Here is a 23,024-nt window from a genome sequence, read left to right on the forward strand (position 1 = left end):
CCGACCGGGATCCCCTGGAGCAGTCCCGGCCCCCCTACTCGAAGAAGTCCTCGTCCACCTCGACGATCTGCACCGACCGCCGCACCTGCACCCCGACGCCGTACCGGATTATCAGCGCCGCCAGCCGCTGCCCGTCGATGAGCACGACCCGCGTGGCCACGCCGTCGGCGTAGTCGCGAGCGCCCGCGCTGTAGCGCCCGGTGGTGATGAAGACACCTTGGTTGGCGGACTGCCCGTGCAGCGCGCCGACGAAGCCCTGGATCTCGGGGCGCCCCACGCTCGTGTCGAGGGCGTAGCGCTTGGCCTGCACGTAGACCCGGCTCAGGCCAAGCGCGTCCTGATCGATGATCCCGTCGATGCCGCCGTCGTTGGACAGCTGCGTGCGGGTGGCGCGACCGTCCGCTCCCCCGTAGCCCATGGCGACGAGCAGGTCGAGGACGGCCTGCTCGAAGAACGCGGGGTCGTTGGCGTGCAGCCGGGTGAGCAGCTCGGCCGCGACATCGGCGTGGATGCGGGCGATGCCCTCCTCCACCTGCTCGGTCGGGTCGATCTCGGGGGTGGCGGTCACCGGCGTCGGGGCCGACGGCTCGTGGGCCTTGGCCACCCACCACGTGTCACCGGGGCGGGCGTGCTGGCGCAGCTGCACCTCGGTGATGCCCTGCGGGTGGCCGGCCAAGATGCGGCGACCGATGTCGGTGATGCGGTACTCCCCGCGCGACGGCCGCTCCAAGGCCCCGACGCGGTAGAGGTAGGAGACGGCCCACCCGATGCGGTTGTCCGACTTCGCCGAGCCCGAAGGGAGGACCTCCGCGCGTTGGTCTTCGGTGAGCGTCGCATCCGCGACGCCCGTCCGGATGGAGCGAAGGGAGCGGACCTCACCGTCTGCCTGGAGCCGGAGGACCGGGATCATGAACTGGTCCCAGGAGGGGAGGGCCGTCATCAGAGGTCACCCGTGAAGGCGCGGGCCTGCAGAGAGGCGAAGAGCTCGTCACCAACACCCGCGGTTCGTGACTGCCGTCGGCGGACAGCGGACAAGGTTTGCGACGCAGCGACGAACTCACGCTGAGACGTAGGAGTGATCCGTGGCACCGACATAAGACCCAACTTGGACTTCGAAATGTTCTTCATCGAGCCACCCGTTCCGCTAGACAACCGACTGATTCGCCTTCGCATGGACGGCGTGCTCAACAGTGCGTGGAAGAAGGCCGGTTCGCTCTCCGGATCCCCCCAGACGAATCGCCATATCTTGTCGGGTAGGACCAACCCCGTCGGATCGCTGTCGACCAGTGCCACAGCTCCGACTAACTCCGTCGTGTTGGCCCGGCTCATGAGGAGATCGCCGACACGCACCATGTGCTCTGCCGGCGGTACATACTCCGGCGGCAGCGCCTTTGCTTCGCTTGGCTTAAAGCGCCCCGTAGTCACTGAACTGATCTTCAACACGCGATACTCCGACGCAGCAGCGTCGTCGTCCGCAACGAGGTTCCGACCACCCGCCAGTGTTGCGATCTCCGAGAACGGGACTTGGTCCGTGAAGTCGTCAGGGTCTCCAAACATGTCGTGGAAGATCGACTGGGTGAGGTCGTCGAGGTGGGCGAGGACCCGGCGGCGCTTGGCGCGTAGAGCGTTGGCGTGATCGAGGATGGCCGCGATCCGCCGCTGTTCCTCAATGCGAGGCCTAGGAACCTCGACTTGCTTGAGGAACTTGAAATGACGGGAGTACCCAGCGCTGGGGAGTTCTCGCGAAATCAGATAGTGATACACGAACTTCGGGTCGAAGCCCTCGCGGACCTGCAGAACCTTCACCCCGTCTGCACCCATCGCGAACGGGAAGTCCACAAACTTGATGGCCCTCGTGTGGTCTCCGAAAACGATCACGGGTCCATCCGCCTTCACGGAAGCCGACGTGTCGTACGTGTACCCGGCGATCTGCGACCTGCCCTGGTCAACCACCGCGAGGGGCCCCTCCGGCAAAAAGTCTGACTGCAAGATCTTGCGGTTGCCGCCAGACACATCCGACACCGCCTCGAGCAGAGGAACGCGCTTCACGACAGCATCGCCTTCAACTCGTCGAACCCCTGAGCGATCTCCGCCTCGAGCGCCTTGATGTCCGCGATGATCTCGAGGGGGGCACGGTGCTCGACCTCCTCGTGGACGACCTCCTTGTACCGGTTGAGCGAGAGGTCGTAGTCCTGGGCGACGATCTCCTCCTTCGGCACGGTGAAGGACTGCTCGGTCCGCGCGCGGTCGAGCTCGGCCCACCTGGCTTCGAGTCGGTCGCTGGGCGACCTCCTCAGCCAGCGTTCACGCACATCGGGGAGGTCATTGGCCTCAACGGCGTTGCGCTTGTCGTCGAGGGAGAAGCCATCGGCCTGCACGTCGTAGAACCACACGTCGTCCGTGCCGCCGGAGTCGGTCTTCGTGAAGAAGAGGATCGCGGTCGAGACACCGGCGTAGGGCTTGAAGACACCCGAGGGGAGCTTCACGACGGCGTCGAGCTTCTGCTCCTCGACGAGCATCTTGCGCAGGGTCTTGTGCGCCTTCGACGAGCCGAAGAGCACGCCGTCCGGGACGATGACCGCCGCCCGGCCACCCGGCTTGAGCAGCTTGAGGAAGAGCGCGAGGAAGAGCAGCTCGGTCTTCTTCGTCTTGACGACCTTTTGCAGGTCCTTGGCCGTCGCCTCGTAGTCCAGCGACCCGGCGAAGGGCGGGTTGGCGAGGATGAGCGAGTACTTCTCGGCGTCGCCACTCGCACCCTCGGAGAGGGAGTCGCGGTAGCTGATGTCCGGCGCCTCGACACCGTGCATGAGCATGTTCATGCTGCCGATGCGCAGCATCGTGGAGTCGAAGTCGTAGCCGTGGAACATGCTGTTGTGGAAGTGGGTCCGCTGCTGGGCGTTGGTCAGCGCAGCCGGGTGGTGCTCGCGGATGTACTCGGATGCCGCCACGAGGAATCCCGCTGTGCCACACGCCGGGTCGCAGATCTCGTCGGTCGGGGTCGGCGCCATCATGTCGACCATCAGCTCGATGATGTGCCGCGGCGTGCGGAACTGGCCGTTGGTCCCTGCCGACGCGATCTTAGAGAGCAGGTACTCGTAGAGGTCGCCGTTGGTGTCGCGCTTGTCCATCGGGATCTCGGCGATGAGGTCGACGACCTTGGACAGCAGCGCCGGCGTCGGGATCGTGTATCGCGCGTCCTTCATGTGGTCGGAGTAGGTCGATCCCTCGCCACCGAGCTTTTGCAGGAAGGGGAAGACCTCCTGGGCCATGGTGTGGTGCGCCTCCGCCGCGCCGGCGTTCTTGAGGTTCTGCCACCGCAGGTTGGACTGGCCCGGCCCGAAGATCGGGTCCTTGACTCCCCCGCCCTCGACGCGGGCCCGCCGCGCCTTCGTCGTCTGCAGCTCGTCCAGGCGACGGATGAAGAGCAGGTAGGTGATCTGCTCGATGACCTCCAGCGGGTTGGAGATGCCGCCACTCCAGAAGGCGTTCCAGACGGCATCGACCTTGCTCTTCATCTCACCCGTGATCACGGGCGTCAGGCTATCCGGCCCGGGACGACGGACGGCGATATCGACGCAACTCCCTACCGATGGTCTCTAGTCCGTGGCCGCTTGGTCCATAGATGGGCACCATGACCGACGCCCCTTGCCCACTCAGCTGGACGTACCCTGTGAGCAGGGGCAGTCTGGCCAACCTCGATCCACAGGGGAGTGACGAATGGATTCGATGTACATCGTCGAGTTGAAGGTCGAAGCAACTGATGACTCCGCCGTAGACCCGGAAGGCGTGTACGACAGGTTGGTAGCCCACGCGGTGACATGGTTGTCCCGCGACATCGAGGGCGACGGCCAACTCGACCTGTCGCAGTCTGGCACTGCAGAGTTGCCTGCACGCCGCGGGGGGTTCGAGTTCATCAAGACCCTTCGTTGGACCGTCACGCGAACCCCTCGTGTCCGGGCAGTGCACTGCAAGATGAGTCAGCCCCTAGAGCATGGCCATGGCGCCCAGTTCATCTGCGATTTCACGCTCTTCCAAGAGGAAACCGACACCGCTTTCCGCATTGAACTTGGGCGTGAATCCGTGAGCGGCTTGGTATCCCCTGTCACCGTTGACTTCATACGTCGCCCCGGACTACTCGCTTTGAGCGTCAAGGACCGGGACCTGCGGCTTACGTATCAAAATCAGGTAGTCGATGGGCGCTTCGAGTGGATCAATCCGGCACATGTTCCACTCCTCCAAGAAACACTGGCTCACGAGCGACGATTGCCGATGCTACTTATCGACGGGGGGGCAGAGGAAGCCAAGGAGATTGGGTCTCGCGCAGCACAGGAGTTCGCTGGCCTTGCCCGCGTGCTGCTCGTGGATCGGGCCTCGCGTGCCAAGATGGGCGCCTACCTCGCGTCGATTGGCGCCGAAATTCCCGAACACGGGGCGCGTCTGATTTGGCCGGTGCTCGACGCCCAACATAAGGAACTCACGAGTCTCGAGCCGCGGACTGACTTCATTTCGACCCTAATGGAGACTGTCGCTCCTGTATCCGTCGCGGCTCGCGGTACTAACCCGTGGAGGCTACGCGCCGCGGACGAGAACCGACGGGCGCGCGAGGCAACCTTCCAAGCCGCACTTGCGGAGGCGGTCGCCCACGGGGGCCAAGACGCCGAGCTTGAGACCCTGCGCACTCGTGTTGCCGAACTGGATCGAGAGTTGGCCCAGTGGCTTCAAGAGGTTGAGCGCCTCACGACTGAAATTGAGGCGCTCTCGGACTTGAAATACCAAGCCAGCTACTGGAAAGAACAAGCCGAGAGAGCCTACGCAGATACCGGGGAACGCGCAGTTGAAGGGTGGGACCCGTGTCCAGAACTGGATCCGGATGACATGTCCGAGCTGGCCGAACATCTGCAGCAGGTGAGCGCTGGGGCGATAGTTTTTACTGCGGCGGCAAAGCGCAGTTGGCGCAAGAGTGGTTATCCGCACGTGACCGCCATGCAAGAAGCCCTAATAAAGCTCGCCCGCGCCGCAGCTGAGTGGCGGAACAAGGAATGTGATCTCGGGATGGCGATGAAGTCGTGGCTCAAGACCGCGTATGGGCTTAACTTCTCACCTGAGGACGTGCCACTAGTTCGCCAAAAGCTGCACGAGTTCACACACGACGGGCGAACCTACGAGCGCGAGCCGCACCTCAAACTCGACGATCACGTGAAGCCCAACGAGGTTGGCCGAATCTACTTCGCAACCGACAAGGAGAACGCTCGCTTCGTAGTCGACCACGTCGGCCTCAAGCTATACGGAATCTAAAGGGCCCCGCTGCCACCAGGAGCTGTCCGGCTCCCTCCGCCAGCCGGGAAGGACACGGGGGCCACGCACCTCAACCAGCGTGGGAGCGCAGGTCGTGGTGGACCCAGACATTCGGCTCGACATACACCGCGTGGTCGTTGGCCAGGTCGACGTGGACCGGGGCCAGGCCCCCTTCGACCTCGACGGACCCGTCCACGTCGAAGGGCAGACCGGTCCACTCCCGCCACTGGGCCAGCGTCCCGGGGATCGTCATCGACAGCGGCGCCACCTGAACGATCCGGCCACCGAGCCGCACGTGGGCCCGCAACCACGGGTCGACCGGCAGCCCGTCCTCGCGGACCCGACGCGCGTACTCGTCGGCGGCGGTGCGGGGTTCAAGCCACTTGCGCGTCGGGCGCACCGGGCCGAAGAGATCGCGGCACCCGAGCGCCGCGTAGCGCCGACGCGCCTCGGCGAGGAGTGCACCGCTCAGGCCCTCGTCCCGCCGGTCCACCGCGACCCGCGCCTCGATGAGGCTGACCGTCGACCAGTCCGGGGCCGCCCCCTTCGCCGCCAGCCACTCGGCCTCCTGCATCGCGGCGTCCCAGCCCCGGGCCGGCAGGTCCGACAGGCCATGGCCAAAGGGCACCGCGTGCAGCCGCGCCACCGCCGTCTCGCCCTCCATGACGACGAGGTGCAGCTGCGGGAAGGCCTCGACCGCCGCCTCGTAGGCCCGGTCGGAGGTCGGGTCCTGGAGCATGAAGGTCGGCCAGTCCCCCGCGATCGACCAGAAGGCCTCCACGAGGTCAGGTCGCTCGGCGAGTGAGTGCGTCTGCATCGCTCCATCCAAGACGAAGGGAGCCGCCCAGACCAGTGGATATCGCCGGCGCAGCCTTGGCGGGCCTTCAGCCGCGGGTTCTGCTTGTTGATGACGTAGGTCCTGCCCCGGCGACGCACGACCTGACTGCCGGACTGGCGGCGCGCCGGGCCTCCTCGCCGGGAGCGGGGTCTCGAGGCTCGTCGCAGAGCTCCTCGCACCTCGACCACCGGTGGAGGGCGGGGGTCATAGGCTCGGGGCATGGACCGCGACTTCCACAACCTCTACCGCCACGGCTTCGCGCGCATCGCCGCGTGCACGCTGCCGGTGACGATGGCCGACCCGCACGCCAATGCCGCGGCGATCCTCGACCGGGCCCGGCACGTGGGCGTGCAGGGTGCGGCGGTCGCACTCTTCCCCGAGCTGAGCCTCACCGGCTACGCCATCGACGACCTGCTCCTGCAGGACGTGCTGCTCCGTGACGTCGAGGCCGCCCTCGTCGACCTGACCCGGGCCACCGCCGACCTGCTGCCGCTCGTCGTCGTGGGCGCCCCCCTTCGCCACCGCAACCGCCTCTACAACTGCGCGGTCCTCATCCACCGCGGCGAGATCATCGGCATCGCCCCGAAGTCCTACCTGCCCAACTACCGCGAGTTCTACGAAAAGCGGCACTTCGCCGCCGGCGCCGGCATCGACGACGAGTGGTTCCGGCCGACCTTCGCCCAGGGCGAGGACGCCGCGGTCCTCGACGGTGTCCCCTTCGGCACCGACCTGCTCGTCCACGTCGACGATGTGCCGGGCCTGGTCATCCATGCCGAGGTCTGCGAGGACATGTGGGTGCCGGTGCCGCCGAGCGCCGAGGCCGCCCTGGCCGGCGCGACGGTCCTGCTCAACCTCTCCGCCTCCCCCATCACCGTCGCCCGCGCGGAGGACCGGCACCTGCTCGCCCGCTCCGCCTCGGCCCGGTGCAGCGCGGCCTACGTCTACGCCGCCGCAAGCGAAGGGGAGTCCACCACCGACCTGTCGTGGGACGGCCAGACCATGGTCTACGAAGGGGGCGACCTCCTCGGCGAGTCCGAGCGCTTCCCCTCCGGTCCCCGCGAGACCCTCGTCGACGTCGACGTCGACCGGCTGCGGCAGGAGCGGATGCGGCAGGGCAGCTTCGACGACAACGGCGTCGCCTTGGGCATCGGCTCGGAGTCGGCGCCCTACCGCGACCTCCACCTCGAGCTCGAGGCGCCCACCGGCGACCTCGGGCTGCTGCGCCCGCTCGACCGCTTCCCCTTCGTCCCCGACGACGAGGCCCGCCTCGCCCAGAACTGCTACGAGGCCTACAACATCCAGGTCTCCGCGGTGGAGCAGCGGCTGCGCGCCATCGGTGGCGCCGACTGGCAGCCCAAGATCGTCATCGGCGTGAGCGGCGGGCTCGACTCGACCCACGCGCTGCTCGTCGCGGCCAAGGCGATGGACCGGCTGGAGCGGGCGCGCACCGACATCATCGGCATCACGATGCCCGGCTTCGCCACGAGCGACCACACCAAGACCAATGCCGTCGCCCTCATGGAGTCGCTCGGCATCACGTGGGAGGAGCTCGACATCCGGCCCACCGCGACGCAGATGCTGCGCGACATGGGCCACCCCTACGGGCTCGACCCCGACGCCGACCACCCCGACGAGGTCTACGACGTGACCTTCGAAAACGTGCAGGCCGGGCTGCGCACCGACTACCTCTTCCGCATCGCCAACCAGCGCGGCGGGATCGTCCTGGGCACCGGCGACCTCTCCGAGCTGGCCCTCGGCTGGTGCACCTACGGCGTCGGCGACCAGATGAGCCACTACGGGGTCAACGCCGGCGTGCCCAAGACGCTCATGCAGCACCTCGTCCACTGGGTCGCCGACACCGGCCAGCTGCCCGAGGTCTCCGAGACGCTGCGCTCGGTGCTCGCGACCGAGATCTCCCCCGAGCTCGTCCCGAGCAAGGACGCCGACCGGCCGCAGTCGACGCAGGACAAGATCGGGCCCTACGCGCTGCAGGACTTCACGCTCTTCCACGTGCTGCGTCGCGGCGACCGGCCGAGCAAGATCGCCTTCCTCGCGGAGCAGACGTGGTCGGACGCGACGAAGGGAGCGTGGCCCAGCTCCGTCGCCGAGGAGGACCGCGGCGCCTACGACCTTGCCGAGATCCGGACGTGGCTGCTCGTCTTCGTCCAGCGTTTCTTCGACAACCAGTTCAAGAGGTCGGCGCTGCCCAACGGGCCCAAGGTGCTGCCGGGCGGCGCGGTGTCACCGCGTGGTGACTGGCGCATGCCCAGCGACGCCGTCGCCACCCGCTGGCTCGCCGACATCGAGGACAACGTCCCGGGGTGAGGCTTCGAGGCTCGCTGGCGCTCGCACCTCAGCCGGCGGGGATGAGGGGCCCCACCTCAGCCGGCGGGGTGAAGGCCAGCGGGTGAGGGCTACTTGATGCCGACCGACGCGCTGTCGGTGGCGGTGTCGCCCTTGCCGTAGGTGTAGGAGCCCAGGCCCATCTTCGACATGACGACGCCGACGACGATGGTCAGCACCGCCAGCACGGCGGCGACGATGCCGAGCATGGGGCTCAGGACGACGACCGCCCAGGTGCCGACGGCACCGGCGATGATGCCGAGGGTCATGACGGTCCACCACGCGGGGTTCTGCGCGTGCCCGAGGTCCTCGACGGCGTGCGGCCCGGTCGGCGGGTGGGACAGACGAGGGGGGTGCTTGCTCATGGCGCACATCATCCCATGACCCCCGCGGCGATCGGCAAGGGCCGGGCGGTGTCGTCGTCGCCACCGGGCGGCTACCGTGAGCCGAGTCACTACATCTGACGAAGGGAGCGGCAGCGTGGCCGCCATCGACACCCTCGTGGACTACCCACCCAATGCCGGGATGGGCTGGCGCGAGCACGACTTCCCCCACCCCGCGGGCCGACGTCGTCTCCTCGGCGACGCCTTCCGCAAGGGCATGGACCCGACCACGCCGGTGCAAAACATGCTGCGCCTCGGCGCCGACCTGGGGCCGATCTTCGAGATGCTCGCGATGGGCCGCAAGTTCGTCTTCGCCCGCGGCGTCGACCTCGTCGGCGAGCTGTGCGACGACAGGCGTTTCACCAAGGCACTGGCCCCCGGCGTGGAGGACCTGCGGATGTTCGTCGCCGACGGGCTCTTCACCGCCCAGACCGACGAGCCCAACTGGCGGCTGGCCCACGACCTGCTCATGCCGGCCTTCAGCAAGTCGGCGATGCGCGGGTACCACGAGGTCATGGTCGCGGCGACCGACGAGCTGATCTCGGTGTGGGACGAGGCCGCCGGCGAAGGGAGGACCGTCGACGTCTCCCCGTGGCTCACCAAGCTCACCCTCGAGACGATCGGGCGGGCCGCCTTCAGCCACACCTTCGGCAGCTTCGCGACCGCGGAGGTCGACCCCTTCGTCACGACCTTCGTCGGCGACATGTCGCACGCTGCCAGCCGCTCCAACCTCGCCGCCCTGCCGCTCGCCGGTCGGCGCATGGTGCGGCGCAGGGACCGACGGGCCCTGGAGCGGCACCGCTACATCGACGACCTGCTCCAGCAGATCGTCGCGGAGCGCGAGGCATCGGCGGAGCGCCACGACGACCTGCTCGGCCGGATGATGCACGAGCCCGTGGACGACTCCGGCGCGCTCCTCGAGGCCGCCAACGTGCGCCACCAGATCCTCACCCTCCTCGTCGCCGGACACGAGACGACGTCGGGCGCGCTCTCCTTCGCCCTGTACCACCTGACCCGTGAGCCCGAGGTGCTCGCGAGGGTGCGGGCCGAGCTCGACGAGGTGCTCGGCACCGACCCGTCCGCGACCCCGACCTTCGAGCAGGTGCCCAAGCTGCGCTACCTGCGCCGCGTCGTCGACGAGACCCTGCGGCTGTGGCCGACGGCGCCGGGCTTCGCCCGCTCGCCGCGGGAGACGACGACGATCGGCGCCGACGGCTCGGCGGGGGTGCCGGGCGGCCTGCGGATGACGCCGGAGGACAGAGTCCTCGTCTTCATCCCGCTGCTCCACCGCGACCCGCAGGTATGGCCCGACCCGGAGCGCTTCGATCCCGACCGCTTCCTGCCGGAGCACATCCGGGCACGCCCGGCCCACGCCTACAAGCCCTTCGGCACGGGTGAGCGGGCGTGCATCGGGCGGCAGTTTGCGCTGCACGAGTCGGTCATCGTCCTGGCCAAGCTCCTCCACCGATTCGACCTCACGCCCGAGCCGGGCTACGAGCTGACGATCACCGAGCGGCTGACCCTCATGCCGGTGGGCTTCCGGGTGGGCCTGACCCGGCGCTGACGCCGGCCGGCCCACCCGGGTGCTCACCCCAGAGTGCCGTCGATCTCGTTGGGCACGACGGGCAGCTCGCCGCTGCTCACGACCTTGCCGGACTCGAGGTCGACCATGTGCAGGGCCTTGCTGCTCGGCTCGGTGACATAGGCCGTGCCGTCCTGGACGTGCACGGTGGGCCGGGGCTGCTGCCACTCGGTCGGCTCGGTCCACTCCTCGACCACGTCGATGGAGCGACTCACCTCTCCCTTCGCCATGTCGATGACGTGCAGCCGGCCGTCGGTGCCGAGGACGACGCCCTCGCCGTCGGGGCCGCGCTCGAGCGAGCGGAAGGAGTAGCTCGCGGGCAGGTCCACGAGCCGCAGCGACCCATCACGGGTGTCGGTGATGCTCACCCGCGTCGGGCGCTCGAGCTCGGCGTCGGGGTCGGTCTTGTAGTCACTCAGGACGAAAGGCGACTCCTCGCTGCCCGCCTGGTTGCCGATGCGCCCGTAGTCGTCCGGGGCGTCGACCTTGGTGATCTCGTCACCCTGGACGAGCAGGAGCCCGTCCTCGCACCCGAAGACGAGGGCGCCGCCCTGTGCCGCGGCCTCACCGTGGACTCCGGGGCACTCGTCGGAGGAGGCGACCCTCTTCCCCTTCGCATCGCGGATGACGATGCCGGTGCGCTCGTCCTCCGTCCCCACCGTCGTGACGACCGAGCCGTCCTCCCGCTCGACGGCCACCCCGTGGTGCGGCGTGCGCTCGGTCCGGGTCGTCACCTCGGGCTTGCTCGTCGCGCCCTCCCGCAGCGCGTCGGAGTCGAAGGAGCGGATCGAGCCGTCTCCGTCGCCGTAGAGCACGGTGCGCCCGGCGTGGACGACGACGTGGCCGGGGCACTTTGCCGCGAAGGTCATCTCCGTGAGCGTGGGCTCGGTCGAGTGGTGGTGGTCGTGGTCGCCGTGAGGGAGGGAGTAGCCGCCGAGGTCGAGGACGCGGAAGCCCTCGCCCTCGGTGACCATGAGGTGGCGCTCGTCCCCCACGGGGTTGAGCCGGGTGAAGCCCTCGAGCGGGAACTCGCCGAGCAGCTCCATCGTGACGGCGTCGAGGACGATCACCCCCTCGTCGTGGGTGAGGGCCACGCGCGGGGTGCGGGCGCCCTCCTCGACGGTCGCGCCCGAGGGCGCTCCCACCGAGGTCGAGACGTCATCGGCGCGGGTGATCGGCGTCGGCGTCGAGCTCGCCGACGGGTCGGCGGTCGTGCCGGACCCGCATGCGGTCAGGCCGAGCGTGAGCACGGCGGCGGCAGAGAGGACCTGGGTGTGGCGTCGCGTGGTGCGCATAATTGAGAACGATTATCGTTTTTGATGAAATCGTCAAGTCACGACATGCCTTCACGGGCACTGCCAGGCGTGGCCTCACCGAGTCCGAGCACCTCCACGACTGGTTCCCGGCCCACGTCGTCGGCGAGCGGGCGAAGGGAGCCCGCGTCACCCTGCCCTCCTGGCCGGAGGCGGACCAGCAGCCGCAGGACACGCCCACCCTCCAGGGCGAGATCCTCGAGTGGGACCCACCGCACACCTTCGCCTTCATGTGGGACAGCGAGCGGGGCTGAGGCTCACCGCAGGTCGCGCCGGACCACCTTGCCGTTGGCCGTGCGCGGCAGCGCGTCGACGAAGCGCACCTCGCGGGGTCGCTTGTAGGTGGCCAGCCGCTCGCTGGCCCGCTCGATCACCCTCTGCCGCAGGGCATCCGGGTCGTCATCTGGATCCGTCGGGACGATCCAGGCGCACACGATGCTCACCCCGTCGCCGACGTCGAGGGCCGTCACGGCCGCCTCGGCGACACCGGTCACCCCGGCGAGCGCGTCCTCGACCTCGACCGGCGAGACGCGGTAGCCCATGGCGTTGACGACGTCGTCCGAGCGACCGTGGTACGTCAGGTAGCCGTCAGCGTCGACCTCGGCGAGGTCACCGCTGACGAACCACTCCCCCCGCACGACCTCGGCCGTCTCCTCGGGTCGCTGCCAGTAGCCGAGCATCAGGCCCGGGTCGCTGCGGTGGACGGCCAGGCGCCCGACCTCGCCGACGCCGAGCTCCACGGGCGAGGCCACCGGGTCCTCGAGCGCATCGGGGTCGAGGACGCCGATGCGGCGACCCGGCTGCGCCCGCCCGGGGCTGCCGGGTCGCACCGGCACATCCGGCCCCGTCGAGACGAAGGTCGAGATCTCGCTCATGCCGAGCGACTCATGGAGGGGCACGCCGGTCACCTCGCCCCACTCCTCCAGCAGCGCGGCGGGCAATGCCTCGCCGGCGACGAGCGCGGCGCGCAGCGACGACAGGTCCCACTCCCCCGGGTCGCCGTGACGCAGCAGGTGTCGGTAGACCCCGGGCACGGCCGCGACGTGCGTCGCCCGGTGCTCCTCGACGATCCGCGGCCAGACCAGACCGTCGCGCGGCCCGTCGTAGACGATGGCCGTGGCCGCGTTGGCCCACGGGTCGGTGAGGCCGACGCCGAGCGTGTAGGTCCAGTTGAGGGCACCGGCGTGGACCATGACGTCGCCCTCGTCGAGGCCGTACCAGCCGCGGTACATCGGGCGCCTGCCCCAGGCGCTGCGGTGGGCGTGGACGACGCCCTTCGGCCGTCCGGTGGTGCCCGAGGTGTAGGTGACGAAGGCCGGCCGATCCGGGTCGCCGAGGTCGTGCTCGGCTCGGTCGCTGCTGGCCACCCAGCCGTCGACGTCCTCGGCGGTGACGACCGAGACCCCCTGCGGCACAGCGAGATCGAGGTCCGGGTCCAAGGCGACGGCCCGCGCCCCAGAGTCGGCGAGCAACCCAGCGGCCTCGTCAGCAGTCAGCTGTGCGCTCGTGGGCACCGCGACGAGCCCGGCCGCGATAGCCCCGAAGAAGACAAAGGGGAACTCCGCCCGGTTGCCCATGCGCAGCAGCACCCTGTCACCCGGGTGCAGCCCCCGCCCGAGCAGGCCGGCGGCGACGGCCCGCACGACGTCGTCGACCTCGGCGAAGGTCCATCGGGAGTCGTCACCGGTCCCGTGGACGACGACAAGGGCGTCGCGGTCGGGGGCATGCGCTGCCGGGTCGCCGACGCAGTAGGCAGACATGCCAAAGGGGGTCGGCACCGCCTCGGCGGGCACGGGGCGCACCGGCCAGCGGCGGTCGGTCACATCTCCTCGTGCGTGTCCGGGTCGGCGTCGAAGAGGCGCCCGTCGGGGCGCCCGAGTGCGGTGATCGCCTTCACCTCGGCCTCCGACAGGTCGAAGCCGAGGACCTGGAGGTTGGCCTGCTGACGCCGCGGGTCAGCCGACTTCGGCAGCGGGAGCGACCCGAGGTGCAGGTGCCAGCGCAGGACGACCTGGGCGGGCGTCACGTCGTGTGCGCGGGCGGCGGCGGCGACCGGGGCGGCCTCGAAGATCTCCCCGCGCCCGATCGGACTCCACGCCTGGGTGACGACGCCACGGGCTTCGTCGTCGGCGCGCTGCTCCGCCTGGGGGAAGCTCGGGTGCATCTCGATCTGGTTGCTCGCCGGGGTGACCCCGGTGGCCTGGATGATCGCGTCGAGGTGGTGGGGGTGGAAGTTGCTCACGCCGATGGAGCGGACGAGCCCGGCCTCCTGCGCCTCGACGAGCCCCTGCCAGGCCTGCACGTAGGCCCCCTGCGAGGGATTGGGCCAGTGGATGAGGACGCTGTCGAGGTACTCCAGGCCCATGACCTGCAGCGAGGTCTCGATGCAGTCGCGTGCACCGCGGTGGTCGCGGCCGGGCACCTTGGTCTGGACGAAGACGTCGCCACGGTCGACCCCGCTCGCCCGGATCGCCTCGCTCACCTCACGCTCGTTGCGGTAGTTGACCGCCGTGTCGATGAGCCGGTAGCCGACCTCGAGCGCCGACGCGATGGCGCGCACGCCGTCGTCGCCCCGCAGGGGGTAGGTGCCGAATCCGAGGACCGGCACCGACGTGCCGTCCCCGAGGACGCGAGTGGGGATCTCAGCCATGCCCCCCACGCTAGGCCCCGGGACCCGGCACGTCGAAGGGTGTCTCGCGCCTACTCCCCGAGGACCGCGAGCAGCTCCCCCTTCGCCTGGGTGTACTCGGCCTCGAGCTGGTCGACGAGCTCGGCCACGGGGACGACGGAGTCGATGCCGGCGACGGACTGGCCGGCACTCCAGACGTCCTTCCACGCCTTGGGCGCGGTCGTCGTGGCCTGCGACTCCTCGGTGTGCGGGTTGGTGACGTGCGCGAGGTCGACCCGCTCGGGCACGGGCAGCGCGTCAGGGTCGAGGCCGGCGGCGACGATGCTGCCGCGCAGGAAGCTCGCGGGGATCGAGCTGATCGACGGGGTGTAGACGATCTGCTCGGCCGTGTGGTCCACGATCATGTCGCGGTACTCCTGGGCGACGAGCGACTCAGTCGTCGCGAGGAAGCGCGTACCCATGTAGGCGAGGTCGGCTCCGGCCGCCTGCGCGGCGAGCACGTCACGGCCGGTCGACAGGGCGCCACCGAGGACGAGCGGACCGTCCCACACGGCCCGCACCTCGGTGATGAGGGCGAAGGGGTTGAGCCCGCCGGCGTGACCACCTGCACCGGCCGAGACGAGGATGAGTCCGTCGACCCCGGCCTCGGCCGCCTTGGCCGCGTGCTTGGCGTTGGTGACGTCGTGGAAGACGAGGCCGCCGTAGGAGTGGACGGCCTCGACGACCTCGCGGGCCGCACCGAGGCTCGTGATGACGATCGGGACCTCGTGCGCGACGATCTGCCCGAGGTCGGCCTCGATGCGCTTGTTGGTGTGGTGGACGATGAAGTTGACGCCGAAGGGGGCGGGCGGGCGACCGCTCGGGTCGGGCTCGGCGAGCGCCGTCTCGATCTGCGTCAGCCAGGCGTCGAAGTCCTCTGTGGTGCGCAGGTTGAGCGCGGGGAAGGTACCGACGACGCCGGCGCGGCACGCACCGACGACGAGGTCGACGCCCGAGCCCAGGAACATCGGCGCAGAGATGATCGGCAGGCGCAGTCGGCCCTGGAGCTGCTGGGGCATAGTCATGGCCGCATCGTCCCACCCGGTCGGTGCCGGCGGACACCCCGGGTCCACACCGTGGCGCCGGCCCTACGAGCGCTTCGCCGCGAGGGACATCGCGCGCCCCATGAGCGACCAGTAGCGACCCGGCAGGACCCGGGCGACCGCGTCGAGGGCCCGGGCGTCGTTGCCGATGAGCAGGCGCGGGCGACGGGCGATCGCGGCCTCGATGATCTCCTCCGCGGCCCGGTCGGCTGGGTACCGCAGCACCTTGTCGAAGTCGCGGACGCCCTCCTCGGCCTCCTGGCGGTCGACCCCTTCGGGGTTGCGGGCATTGCGGGCGATGCCCGTGCGGATGCCGCCGGGGTGCACCGAGGTGACCCCCACGGGCCGCCCCTCCGCCTCGAGCTCGCTGCGCAGTGACTCGCTGAAGCCGCGCAACCCGAACTTGCTCGTCGAGTAGGCGCTCTGCCCGGGCGGGCCGATGAGCCCGAAGAGGCTCGAGGTGTTGACCACCTGCCCCTCGCCGTTGCCGAGCATGAGCGGCAGCAGCGCCCGGGTGAGCCGGATGGGGACGAGCAGGTTGATCTCGAGCAGCCAGTCGAAGTCCGCCGCACCCACCTCGGTGAAGCGACCACCGACGGCGACGCCCGCATTGTTGAAGAGCATCGTCACGCCGGGGTGCTCGTCACGGATGCGCTCGATGGTCTCGTCGGCGGCGGCCCGGTCGGCCAGGTCGACGACGAAGGGGGTCACTCTCGCCCCCGGCGTCTCCCGGCCGATCTCGGCGACGACCCGGTCCAGACCGTCGGCATCGCGGTCGAGGACGACGAGGTCGGCACCACGTCGGGCCAGTCCCGTGGCGATGTGCTCGCCCATGCCTCCGGCCGCGCCGGTGACGACCGCTGTGCCGCCGGCGACGACGAGGTCGGGCCGCTTCACGGCACGACCGCTGCGGTGGCGTCGACCAGGTCTCCGGCGGTGCCGTCCGCATTGCTCGACGAGCCCGGCAGCGGCAGCTCGGCAGGCGCGGGTGCGCTCTGGGGCAAGGCCACTGCCTTCGCCCCGAGCGGAGCGAAGAACATGTCCTGGGTGACGTCGGCGCGGCGGAAGGCGATCTTGTCCTTGACGTAGCTCTGCGGCATCGTCCACGGCGCCCGGTCGCCGACCTTGGGGAAGGTCGCGATGACCCGCTGCACGTAGCCCGCCGTCAGGTCCAAGATCGGGCCGGCGGTCATGCCGTCGGGCGCAACCGGGACGGCGGTGCCCAGGCCCCGGTCACGCAGGTGCCCGAGCAGGCGAGCAACGTAGCGGCTCACGAGGTCGGCGCGCAGGGTCCACGACGCGTTGACGTAGCCGACGGTCATCGTGACGTTGGGGACGCCCGCGAGCATGAGGCCCCGGTAGGCAAATCGGCGGGCCATGTCGACCGGCTCGCCGTCGACGGCCACGCTCGCGCCACCGAAGAGCTGCAGCCGCAGACCCGTGGCGGTGACGACGATGTCGGCCTCGACGACCCGGCCGTCGGTGAGGCGCACGCCCTCGGGGACGAATCGGTCGATGTGCCCGGTGACGACGTCGGCGGCGCCGCGCCGGATCGCCGCGTAGAGGTCGCCGTCCGGCACCGCGCACAGGCGCTGGTCCCACACGTCGTAGGGCGGGGTGAAGTGCTCGGCGACGACGTCCTTGGGCAAGAAGGCGCGCACCTGTCCGAGGACGATCGCGTTGGCCGCCCGCGGGCGCTTGCGCGAGAGCTCGTAGAGGAAGGACTGCATGCCGAGGTTCTTGATCCGGGTGAGCGACTGCACCCGCTGCGGGCTCAGCCGCTTGCGCAGCAGCTGGACGAAGGGGTCGACCCCCGGCTGCGAGAAGACATAGCTCGGTGTGCGCTGCAGCATCGTCACGTGGGCCGCCGTCTGCGCCATCGCCGGGACGACGGTCACGGCCGTCGCACCCGAGCCGATGACGACCACGCGCTTGCCGGCGTGGTCGAGGTCCTGCGGCCAGAACTGCGGGTGCACCACGGTCCCGGAGAAGTCCTCGACCCCCGCGAAGCCCGGGTCGTGGGCCTGCTCGTAGTCGTAGTAGCCGCTGCCGAAGTGGACCCACCCGGCGCGCACCTCGCGCCGGCCCCCGGCCGTGTCGACCTGCACGGTCCACTCCTGGGCGCCGCTCGACCAGTCGATCGCGGCGACCCGGCAGCCGGTGAAGGTCCGCTCGTCGAGCCCTCCGTCGCGCGCCGTCTCGCGGATGTACTCCCGGATGTCACCACCGTCGGCGATCGCCTTGCGCCCCTGCCACGGCCGGAAGGGGAAGGAGAGGGTGAACATGTCCGAGTCCGAGCGCACGCCCGGGTAGCGGAAGAGGTCCCAGGTGCCACCGGTCGCCTCGCGGGCCTCGACGATCGCCAGATCGACGTCGGGCGTGGCCTCGAGGATGCGGTGGGCAGCACCGATGCCGGAGATGCCGGCGCCCACGACGAGGACGTCGACACGGTCCGGCAGCTCGCGGCGGGTGGTGCCCTGCGGGTGGCGCTCGGGCGCGGCAGTCATCGGTGACCTTCCATCCAATGGTTTGTTTCTCGCCAGTAACCTACGCCTCGCCGAGAAACCTCGCACCCCCGCTCAGCCGGCGAGGGTCTTGCCCGCTGCGCCCCAGCCGATGACGAGGACGTCGGTCTGCACGGTCGTCGCCTGGTCTGCGCTCTGGGTCATGCTCGGACGCTACTCATCGGCGGGCACGCCGGCGCCCGGGGGCCGCGTGACCCCCGGGCGTCGGCAGGCAGTCACATCGGCTGGATCTCACCGACCTTGCCGTAGCGGACCTCTTCGGCCCCGGGCAGCACCCTCCAGCCCACGCTCCCGCCGCCGAGGCTCCCGGTCCGGCCACCGCCGCCGCCCGACGTGCGCGGCCCGATCTCGACATCCGGCGTGCCGTCCGTGTCGTCGCGGTCGCACTCGACCCGCCGGGGCATGAGGCGGTCGGTCACGTCCCAGACCTCGTCCTGGACGTAGGTGTCCTGCGTCGTCCTGTAGCGGACGAGCCGCCGCGTGTTGTAGCCGTAGCCCACGGTCGTGGTGGACCGGACCTGCACGCCCCGGATGCTCACCCCGTCCCGGGCGTAGTAGGTGTTGGGCGACGGGGGACGCTGGTCGGCGGCGGGGCAGTCCCCGCCCCCACCGGCAGCCGTCGCCGGTGCCGCCGCGATCGCGGCCCCGGCCGCCATCATCGACATGGCGGCCACCACCGCACCCGCTCGTCGCACCCGTCGCGATCCCTGTGACATGTTCATCTCTGCTCCTCCTCCCGGACCGGGGGCCTCTCCCCGGGTCCCTGCGGCTGCGCCGCTGGACCGAGAGTGCCCGTGCGTCCACAGGAGGCAGCACGGGAGAAGTACTCATCCACAGGTCGGCTGATGAGTAGCCGTCCCCGTCCCGGATCTGCTAGACGGCGGGCTGCCGAGAGCTCGCCCGCTCGATCGTCGCGAGGACGGTGTCGACGACGAGCTCGGGGTGGTCGATCTGGGGGCAGTGCCCGCAGTCCTCGAGCGAGACGTGGGTCGCCTCGGGGAAGCGGGCCCGTGCGGTGCCGGCCTCGGAGGGCAGCAGCAGGCGGTCGGTGTCGCCCCAGGCGATGGTCGTCGGGACGGCGAGCGGCGCGGTGACGCGCAGGAAGGTCGCCCGGACGAAGTGCGGCCAGAAGCCGGGTGCCCGGCGCAGGTTGAGGGTGTCCCCCACCGCCGCCTCGACGGTGACCTGCTCCGGGTGCGTGTAGAGGGCGCGGAAGGCCAGCTTGCGAAACCAGACGTGGGCGGTGAGGCGGCGGTGCAGCGCCTCGGGGAGGTGGCTGCCGGCCTTCATGCAGAGCAGGTTGGCCGCGACATTGGGCAGGTGCCAGGGCGGGAAGAACCCGGCCGGCGACAGGGCGGTCACGCTGCTGACGACGCCCTCGCGGACGGCCATCTCGAGGGCCATCGCGCCACCGAGGGAGTTACCGACGATGTGCGGCTGCTCGATGCCCAGCTCGCGGAAGAGCCGCTCGAACTGCTCGGCATGACTGCGCATCGACCAGCCGTCGGGGCGGGAGGGCCGCGGCGACTCCCCGTGGCCGGGCAGGTCGACGACGTAGACGTCGTGACCGCTCGCCGCGAGCAGCTCCGGCACCTCGCCCCACGCCTGCCGCCGGTGGCCGATGCCGTGGACGAGGACGACGGGCGCGCCGTCCCCGGGGACGTGGGTGTACTCGATGGTGCTCCGCATGGCGCTGGACGTTACCGGCGGGTCACCTGACGCGCCACCACATGACGAAGGGTGGTCCCTGCCCTTCGAGACGTCGGCCGCGGACGGCCTCCTCCTCAGGACCCGGAGGTCGCCTCGCGAGCGTCAGGAAGGGTGGGACCCACCAGCTGGCGGGTCCCACCCTTCGTCGTGATCAGTGCTCGTTGGGGTCGGCGTCCTGGTCGGCCTTGGTCGCGTGGACCGTGCCGTGGACGTGCTCCGGCGGGCCGTAGAGGGAGTAGACCTTGAGCGGCACGTCGCCGATGTTGGTGACGTTGTGCCACTGACCGGCCGGCACCATGATGATGTCGTCGTCCCCGACCTCGCGGTCGAAGCTCAGGTCGTCCTCGGCCGGCCCCATCTGGGCCCGGCCGCGTCCCTCCTCGACCCGGATGAACTGGTCGTGGTCCTCGTGGACCTCCAGGCCGATGTCGTCACCGGGCGCGATGGCCATGACGGTCAGCTGCAGGTTGGTGCCGGTCCACAGGGTGGAGCGGTAGTTGGAGTTCTGCAGGGTTGCCGACTCGATGTCGACGACGTAGGGCGCGGGGCCGTGGTCGGTGAGGTCGGTCTGCTCGCTCATGGAGTCTCCTGATCAGGTCGAAGGGGGGACGACGCTGACGCTACCGAGGCCTCAGGCCCGCGCGCCCACCGAGTCCGGGACGTCGATCTGGTCGCCGGCCTCGAGCGGGCCGTCGGCAGCCTTGGTCCCAGCGATCGCGGCCTCCTCGCTCGGGGCGCTCGTGCGGATGAGGTGGTCGAAGGCGCTCAGCGAGGCGGTCGAGCCTGCACCGAGCGCGGTGACGATCTGCTTGTAGGGCTCGACCGTGCAGTCGCCCGCGGCGAAGACGCCCGGCAAGTTGGTCCGGCCGACGCCGTCGATGACGATCTCGCCACGCTCGGAGAGCTCGACCGCGTCACCGAGCCACTCGGTGTTGGGCAGCAGACCGATCTGGACGAAGACGCCCTCGAGGGCCAGGGTCTCGCCCTCGCCGCCATCACGCGGCTCGACGACGATGCCGGTGACCTTGCCGCCGTCACCGACGACCTCGGTCGTCTTCGTGCCGAGCCGGATGTCGACATTGGGCAGCGAGCGCAGCTTGCGCTGGAGCACCTCGTCGGCGCGCATCTCGTCCATGAACTCGACGAGGGTCACGTGACCGACGATGCCGGCGAGGTCGATCGCGGCCTCGACGCCGGAATTGCCGCCGCCGATGACAGCGATGCGCTTGCCCTTGAAGAGCGGACCGTCGCAGTGCGGGCAGAAGGTGACGCCCTTGTTGCGGTACTCCTCCTCGCCGGGGACACCCATGGTGCGCCAGCGGGCGCCGGTCGCGAGGACGACGGTCTTGCCCTTGAGCGCGGCGCCGCCCACGAGGTCGACGACCGTGAGGCCGTCGTCGCCGGCGGACAGGCCCGCAGCAGCCTGGCTGCGGATCATGTCGACCTCGTACTCGCCGACGTGGCGCTCGAGGTCGGCCGCGAGCTTCGGGCCCTCGGTGTGCGGGACGGAGACGAGGTTTTCGATCGACATGGTGTCGAGCACCTGGCCACCGAAACGCTCGGCGACGAGACCGGTGCGGATGCCCTTGCGCGCCGCGTAGATGGCGGCGGAGGCACCGGCGGGGCCGCCGCCGACGACGAGGACGTCGTAGGGCTCGCGCGCGGAGAGCTCCTCGGCGGCCTTGGCCGCGGAGTCACCGCCGGAGAGCTCGTCGACCTTGCCGACGATCTCGGCCAGCTCCATGCGGCCGGAGCCAAAGGACTCGCCGTTGCGGAAGACGGTGGGCACGGCGAGCACACCGCGCTGCTCGGCCTCGGTAGGGAAGACCGCGCCGTCGATGGCCGTGTGCGTGATGCCGGGGTTGAGCACGCTCATGAGGTTGAGCGCCTGCACGACGTCGGGGCAGTTCTGGCAGCTCAGCGAGAAGAAGGTCTCGAAGTGGTGCTCACCGGTCAGGCCCTTGACCTGCTCGATGAGGTCCTGCGACGCCTTGCTCGGGTGCCCGCCGACCTGGAGGAGGGCGAGGACCAGCGAGGTGAACTCGTGGCCCATCGGGATGCCGGCGAAGCGGACGGAGACCTGCGGATCGGACGCGCGGGTGATCGCGAAGGAGGGGACGCGGGCGTCCAGCTCGGCGCCCTCGACGACGCGACGGGTGATCTGCGGGCTCATGTCCGCGATCTCGACGAGCAGCTCGTCGAGCTCACGCGACTTGGGGCCCTCGTCGAGGGAGGCGACGAGCTCGATCGGCTCGCGGAGGTTGTCGAGGTAGGCCTTGAGCTGGGCGGCGAGGTTGGGATCGAGGGCCATGGTGCGAGCGACTCCTGCAGGACGAAGGGGGGTGGTCAGTGGGTGCCGGTGGGGGCACGGGTGAGGGGCGACGGGGCTGCGTCGCCCCTCACCGAGATGCTGTGCCGGGTCAACGACCCGACAGACCCGTCAGGGCTCGATCAGATCTTGCCGACGAGGTCCAGGCTCGGGGCGAGGGTGTCAGCGCCCTCTTCCCACTTGGCCGGGCAGACCTCACCGGGGTTGTTGCGGACGTACTGGGCGGCCTTGACCTTGCGGACGAGCTCCTTGGCGTTGCGGCCGATGCCCTCGGCAGTGATCTCGAGGAACTGGATGACGCCGTCCGGGTCGACGAGGAAGGTGCCGCGGTTGGCCAGGCCCTCGTCCTCGCGGAGGATCTCGAAGTTGCGCGAGATGGTGGCGGTCGGGTCGCCGAGCATCGGGTAGGTGACCTTACCGACCGCGTCGGAGGTCTCGTGCCACGCCTTGTGGGTGAAGTGGGTGTCGGTCGAGACGGAGAAGACCTCGACGCCCAGGCCCTTGAGCTCCGCGTCGTACTCGGCCGCGAGGTCCTCGAGCTCCGTCGGGCAGACGAAGGTGAAGTCGGCCGGGTAGAAGAAGAAGATCGCCCACTTGCCGGCGATGTCCGCCTCGGAGAAGTCCTTGAACTCACCGTTGATGTAGCCGGTGGCCTGGAAGGGCTTGATCTGGGTGTTGATGAGGGACATGCGTTGAGCTCCTGTGCATCTCATTGGGGTCAGTGGTCCCGCCTCACGGTGCACTTGAGTGCTCCGTGGATTGGAACGATTCCAGATTAGCGAAGACTTCCCCGGGGTGCAAAACGGGGGACGTGAAGTCGACGTGAACGTTGCGCGCACCCCTCGCGAAAAGGTCCGGCGGGAGTCAGCGCTTGCGCGTGCTTGTCACCGGGGACGGTCAGTCGCGTCCGGACTTGGTCAGATCGCGTGGCGCGGGTCACATGCTGCCGCCACCTTCGACTCACGAGCCGGACACCCCGGCCTGACGAAGGAGAA

Annotated in this window: 20 protein-coding genes and 1 pseudogene; 4 read left to right on the forward strand and 17 right to left on the reverse strand. The window is 69.7% G+C overall.

What is annotated here, in order from left to right:
* Window positions 1-34: 34 nt before the first annotated feature.
* From CWN80_RS05500 to CWN80_RS05510, 3 genes are read right to left on the reverse strand one after another with little or no spacing between them, the layout of a single operon-like run.
* Entirely contained in the window at window positions 35-940 is a 906-nt protein-coding gene (locus tag CWN80_RS05500; RefSeq protein ID WP_007926359.1) for a restriction endonuclease, read from the reverse strand.
* Window positions 940-2,049, reverse strand: a complete 1,110-nt coding sequence (locus CWN80_RS05505) for a restriction endonuclease subunit S domain-containing protein (RefSeq protein ID WP_007926360.1) — start codon at window positions 2,047-2,049, stop codon at window positions 940-942. Before CWN80_RS05505 ends, CWN80_RS05500 begins: the two co-directional genes overlap by 1 nt.
* Complete coding sequence (locus CWN80_RS05510; protein WP_040881001.1) at window positions 2,046-3,530, reverse strand: type I restriction-modification system subunit M; 1,485 nt, start codon at window positions 3,528-3,530, stop codon at window positions 2,046-2,048. The genes CWN80_RS05505 and CWN80_RS05510 overlap by 4 nt, the downstream gene beginning before the upstream one ends.
* 187 nt (window positions 3,531-3,717) lie before the next feature.
* Here CWN80_RS05510 and CWN80_RS05515 point away from each other — a divergent pair, with 187 nt between their 5' ends.
* Window positions 3,718-5,295, forward strand: a complete 1,578-nt coding sequence (locus CWN80_RS05515) for a hypothetical protein (protein WP_007926367.1) — start codon at window positions 3,718-3,720, stop codon at window positions 5,293-5,295.
* A gap of 70 nt (window positions 5,296-5,365) precedes the next feature.
* Here the strand turns inward: CWN80_RS05515 and CWN80_RS05520 are convergent, their stop codons facing one another.
* Both CWN80_RS05520 and CWN80_RS05525 read right to left on the reverse strand, forming a co-directional pair.
* Window positions 5,366-6,112, reverse strand: a complete 747-nt coding sequence (locus CWN80_RS05520; protein WP_007926374.1) for a hypothetical protein — start codon at window positions 6,110-6,112, stop codon at window positions 5,366-5,368.
* Window positions 6,113-6,165: 53 nt separating this feature from the next.
* Window positions 6,166-6,354, reverse strand: a pseudogene (locus tag CWN80_RS05525) (ribosomal protein bL36); the annotation flags it as partial.
* Between CWN80_RS05525 and CWN80_RS05530 the strand changes: the two are divergent.
* Window positions 6,353-8,458, forward strand: coding sequence for an NAD(+) synthase (locus tag CWN80_RS05530; RefSeq protein ID WP_007926376.1), 2,106 nt, complete (start codon window positions 6,353-6,355; stop codon window positions 8,456-8,458). The pseudogene CWN80_RS05525 and the gene CWN80_RS05530 overlap by 2 nt on opposite strands.
* Before the next feature lie 89 nt (window positions 8,459-8,547).
* Here CWN80_RS05530 and CWN80_RS05535 read toward each other — a convergent pair whose 3' ends face one another.
* Window positions 8,548-8,841: a hypothetical protein gene (locus tag CWN80_RS05535; protein ID WP_007926377.1), complete on the reverse strand. Its 294-nt coding sequence runs from the start codon at window positions 8,839-8,841 to the stop codon at window positions 8,548-8,550.
* Window positions 8,842-8,956: 115 nt separating this feature from the next.
* Here CWN80_RS05535 and CWN80_RS05540 point away from each other — a divergent pair, with 115 nt between their 5' ends.
* On the forward strand, window positions 8,957-10,423 hold the full coding sequence (locus tag CWN80_RS05540) for a cytochrome P450 (RefSeq protein WP_007926379.1): 1,467 nt from the start codon (window positions 8,957-8,959) through the stop codon (window positions 10,421-10,423).
* 23 nt (window positions 10,424-10,446) lie between these two features.
* Here CWN80_RS05540 and aztD read toward each other — a convergent pair whose 3' ends face one another.
* Entirely contained in the window at window positions 10,447-11,736 is a 1,290-nt protein-coding gene (gene aztD, locus CWN80_RS05545; protein ID WP_007926381.1) for a zinc metallochaperone AztD, read from the reverse strand.
* 2 nt (window positions 11,737-11,738) lie between these two features.
* On the opposite strand from aztD, the gene CWN80_RS05550 reads away from it, so the two are divergent.
* The gene (locus CWN80_RS05550) at window positions 11,739-12,008 is read left to right on the forward strand and encodes an SRPBCC family protein (protein ID WP_007926383.1); all 270 of its coding nucleotides are present in this window, start codon (window positions 11,739-11,741) and stop codon (window positions 12,006-12,008) included.
* A 3-nt stretch (window positions 12,009-12,011) separates the two neighbouring features.
* Here the strand turns inward: CWN80_RS05550 and CWN80_RS05555 are convergent, their stop codons facing one another.
* The 10 genes from CWN80_RS05555 to ahpC all read right to left on the reverse strand — a co-directional run bounded on the left by CWN80_RS05555 (window position 12,012) and on the right by ahpC (window position 22,718).
* Window positions 12,012-13,577 carry an acetate--CoA ligase gene (locus CWN80_RS05555; protein WP_007926385.1) on the reverse strand — a complete coding sequence of 522 codons (1,566 nt, stop codon included), beginning with the start codon at window positions 13,575-13,577 and terminating at the stop codon, window positions 12,012-12,014.
* Entirely contained in the window at window positions 13,574-14,404 is an 831-nt protein-coding gene (locus CWN80_RS05560) for an aldo/keto reductase (RefSeq protein ID WP_007926387.1), read from the reverse strand. The genes CWN80_RS05555 and CWN80_RS05560 overlap by 4 nt, the downstream gene beginning before the upstream one ends.
* A 50-nt stretch (window positions 14,405-14,454) precedes the next feature.
* Window positions 14,455-15,447, reverse strand: coding sequence for an NAD(P)H-dependent flavin oxidoreductase (locus tag CWN80_RS05565; protein ID WP_040881003.1), 993 nt, complete (start codon window positions 15,445-15,447; stop codon window positions 14,455-14,457).
* A gap of 63 nt (window positions 15,448-15,510) precedes the next feature.
* Window positions 15,511-16,362: an SDR family NAD(P)-dependent oxidoreductase gene (locus CWN80_RS05570; protein ID WP_007926395.1), complete on the reverse strand. Its 852-nt coding sequence runs from the start codon at window positions 16,360-16,362 to the stop codon at window positions 15,511-15,513.
* Complete coding sequence (locus tag CWN80_RS05575) at window positions 16,359-17,972, reverse strand: flavin-containing monooxygenase (protein WP_007926397.1); 1,614 nt, start codon at window positions 17,970-17,972, stop codon at window positions 16,359-16,361. The genes CWN80_RS05570 and CWN80_RS05575 overlap by 4 nt, the downstream gene beginning before the upstream one ends.
* Before the next feature lie 233 nt (window positions 17,973-18,205).
* Window positions 18,206-18,655, reverse strand: a complete 450-nt coding sequence (locus CWN80_RS05580; RefSeq protein ID WP_128277000.1) for a hypothetical protein — start codon at window positions 18,653-18,655, stop codon at window positions 18,206-18,208.
* Window positions 18,656-18,863: 208 nt separating this feature from the next.
* Entirely contained in the window at window positions 18,864-19,679 is an 816-nt protein-coding gene (locus tag CWN80_RS05585) for an alpha/beta fold hydrolase (protein WP_007926405.1), read from the reverse strand.
* 172 nt (window positions 19,680-19,851) lie between these two features.
* Window positions 19,852-20,280, reverse strand: a complete 429-nt coding sequence (locus tag CWN80_RS05590; RefSeq protein WP_007926406.1) for a cupin domain-containing protein — start codon at window positions 20,278-20,280, stop codon at window positions 19,852-19,854.
* Window positions 20,281-20,331: 51 nt separating this feature from the next.
* Entirely contained in the window at window positions 20,332-22,011 is a 1,680-nt protein-coding gene (gene ahpF, locus CWN80_RS05595; protein ID WP_007926407.1) for an alkyl hydroperoxide reductase subunit F, read from the reverse strand.
* 140 nt (window positions 22,012-22,151) lie between these two features.
* Window positions 22,152-22,718, reverse strand: a complete 567-nt coding sequence (gene ahpC, locus CWN80_RS05600; protein WP_007926408.1) for an alkyl hydroperoxide reductase subunit C — start codon at window positions 22,716-22,718, stop codon at window positions 22,152-22,154.
* Window positions 22,719-23,024 lie beyond the last annotated feature (306 nt).

This window comes from Janibacter hoylei PVAS-1 (assembly GCF_004025845.1).
GTDB classification, from domain to species: Bacteria; Actinomycetota; Actinomycetes; order Actinomycetales; family Dermatophilaceae; genus Janibacter; species Janibacter hoylei.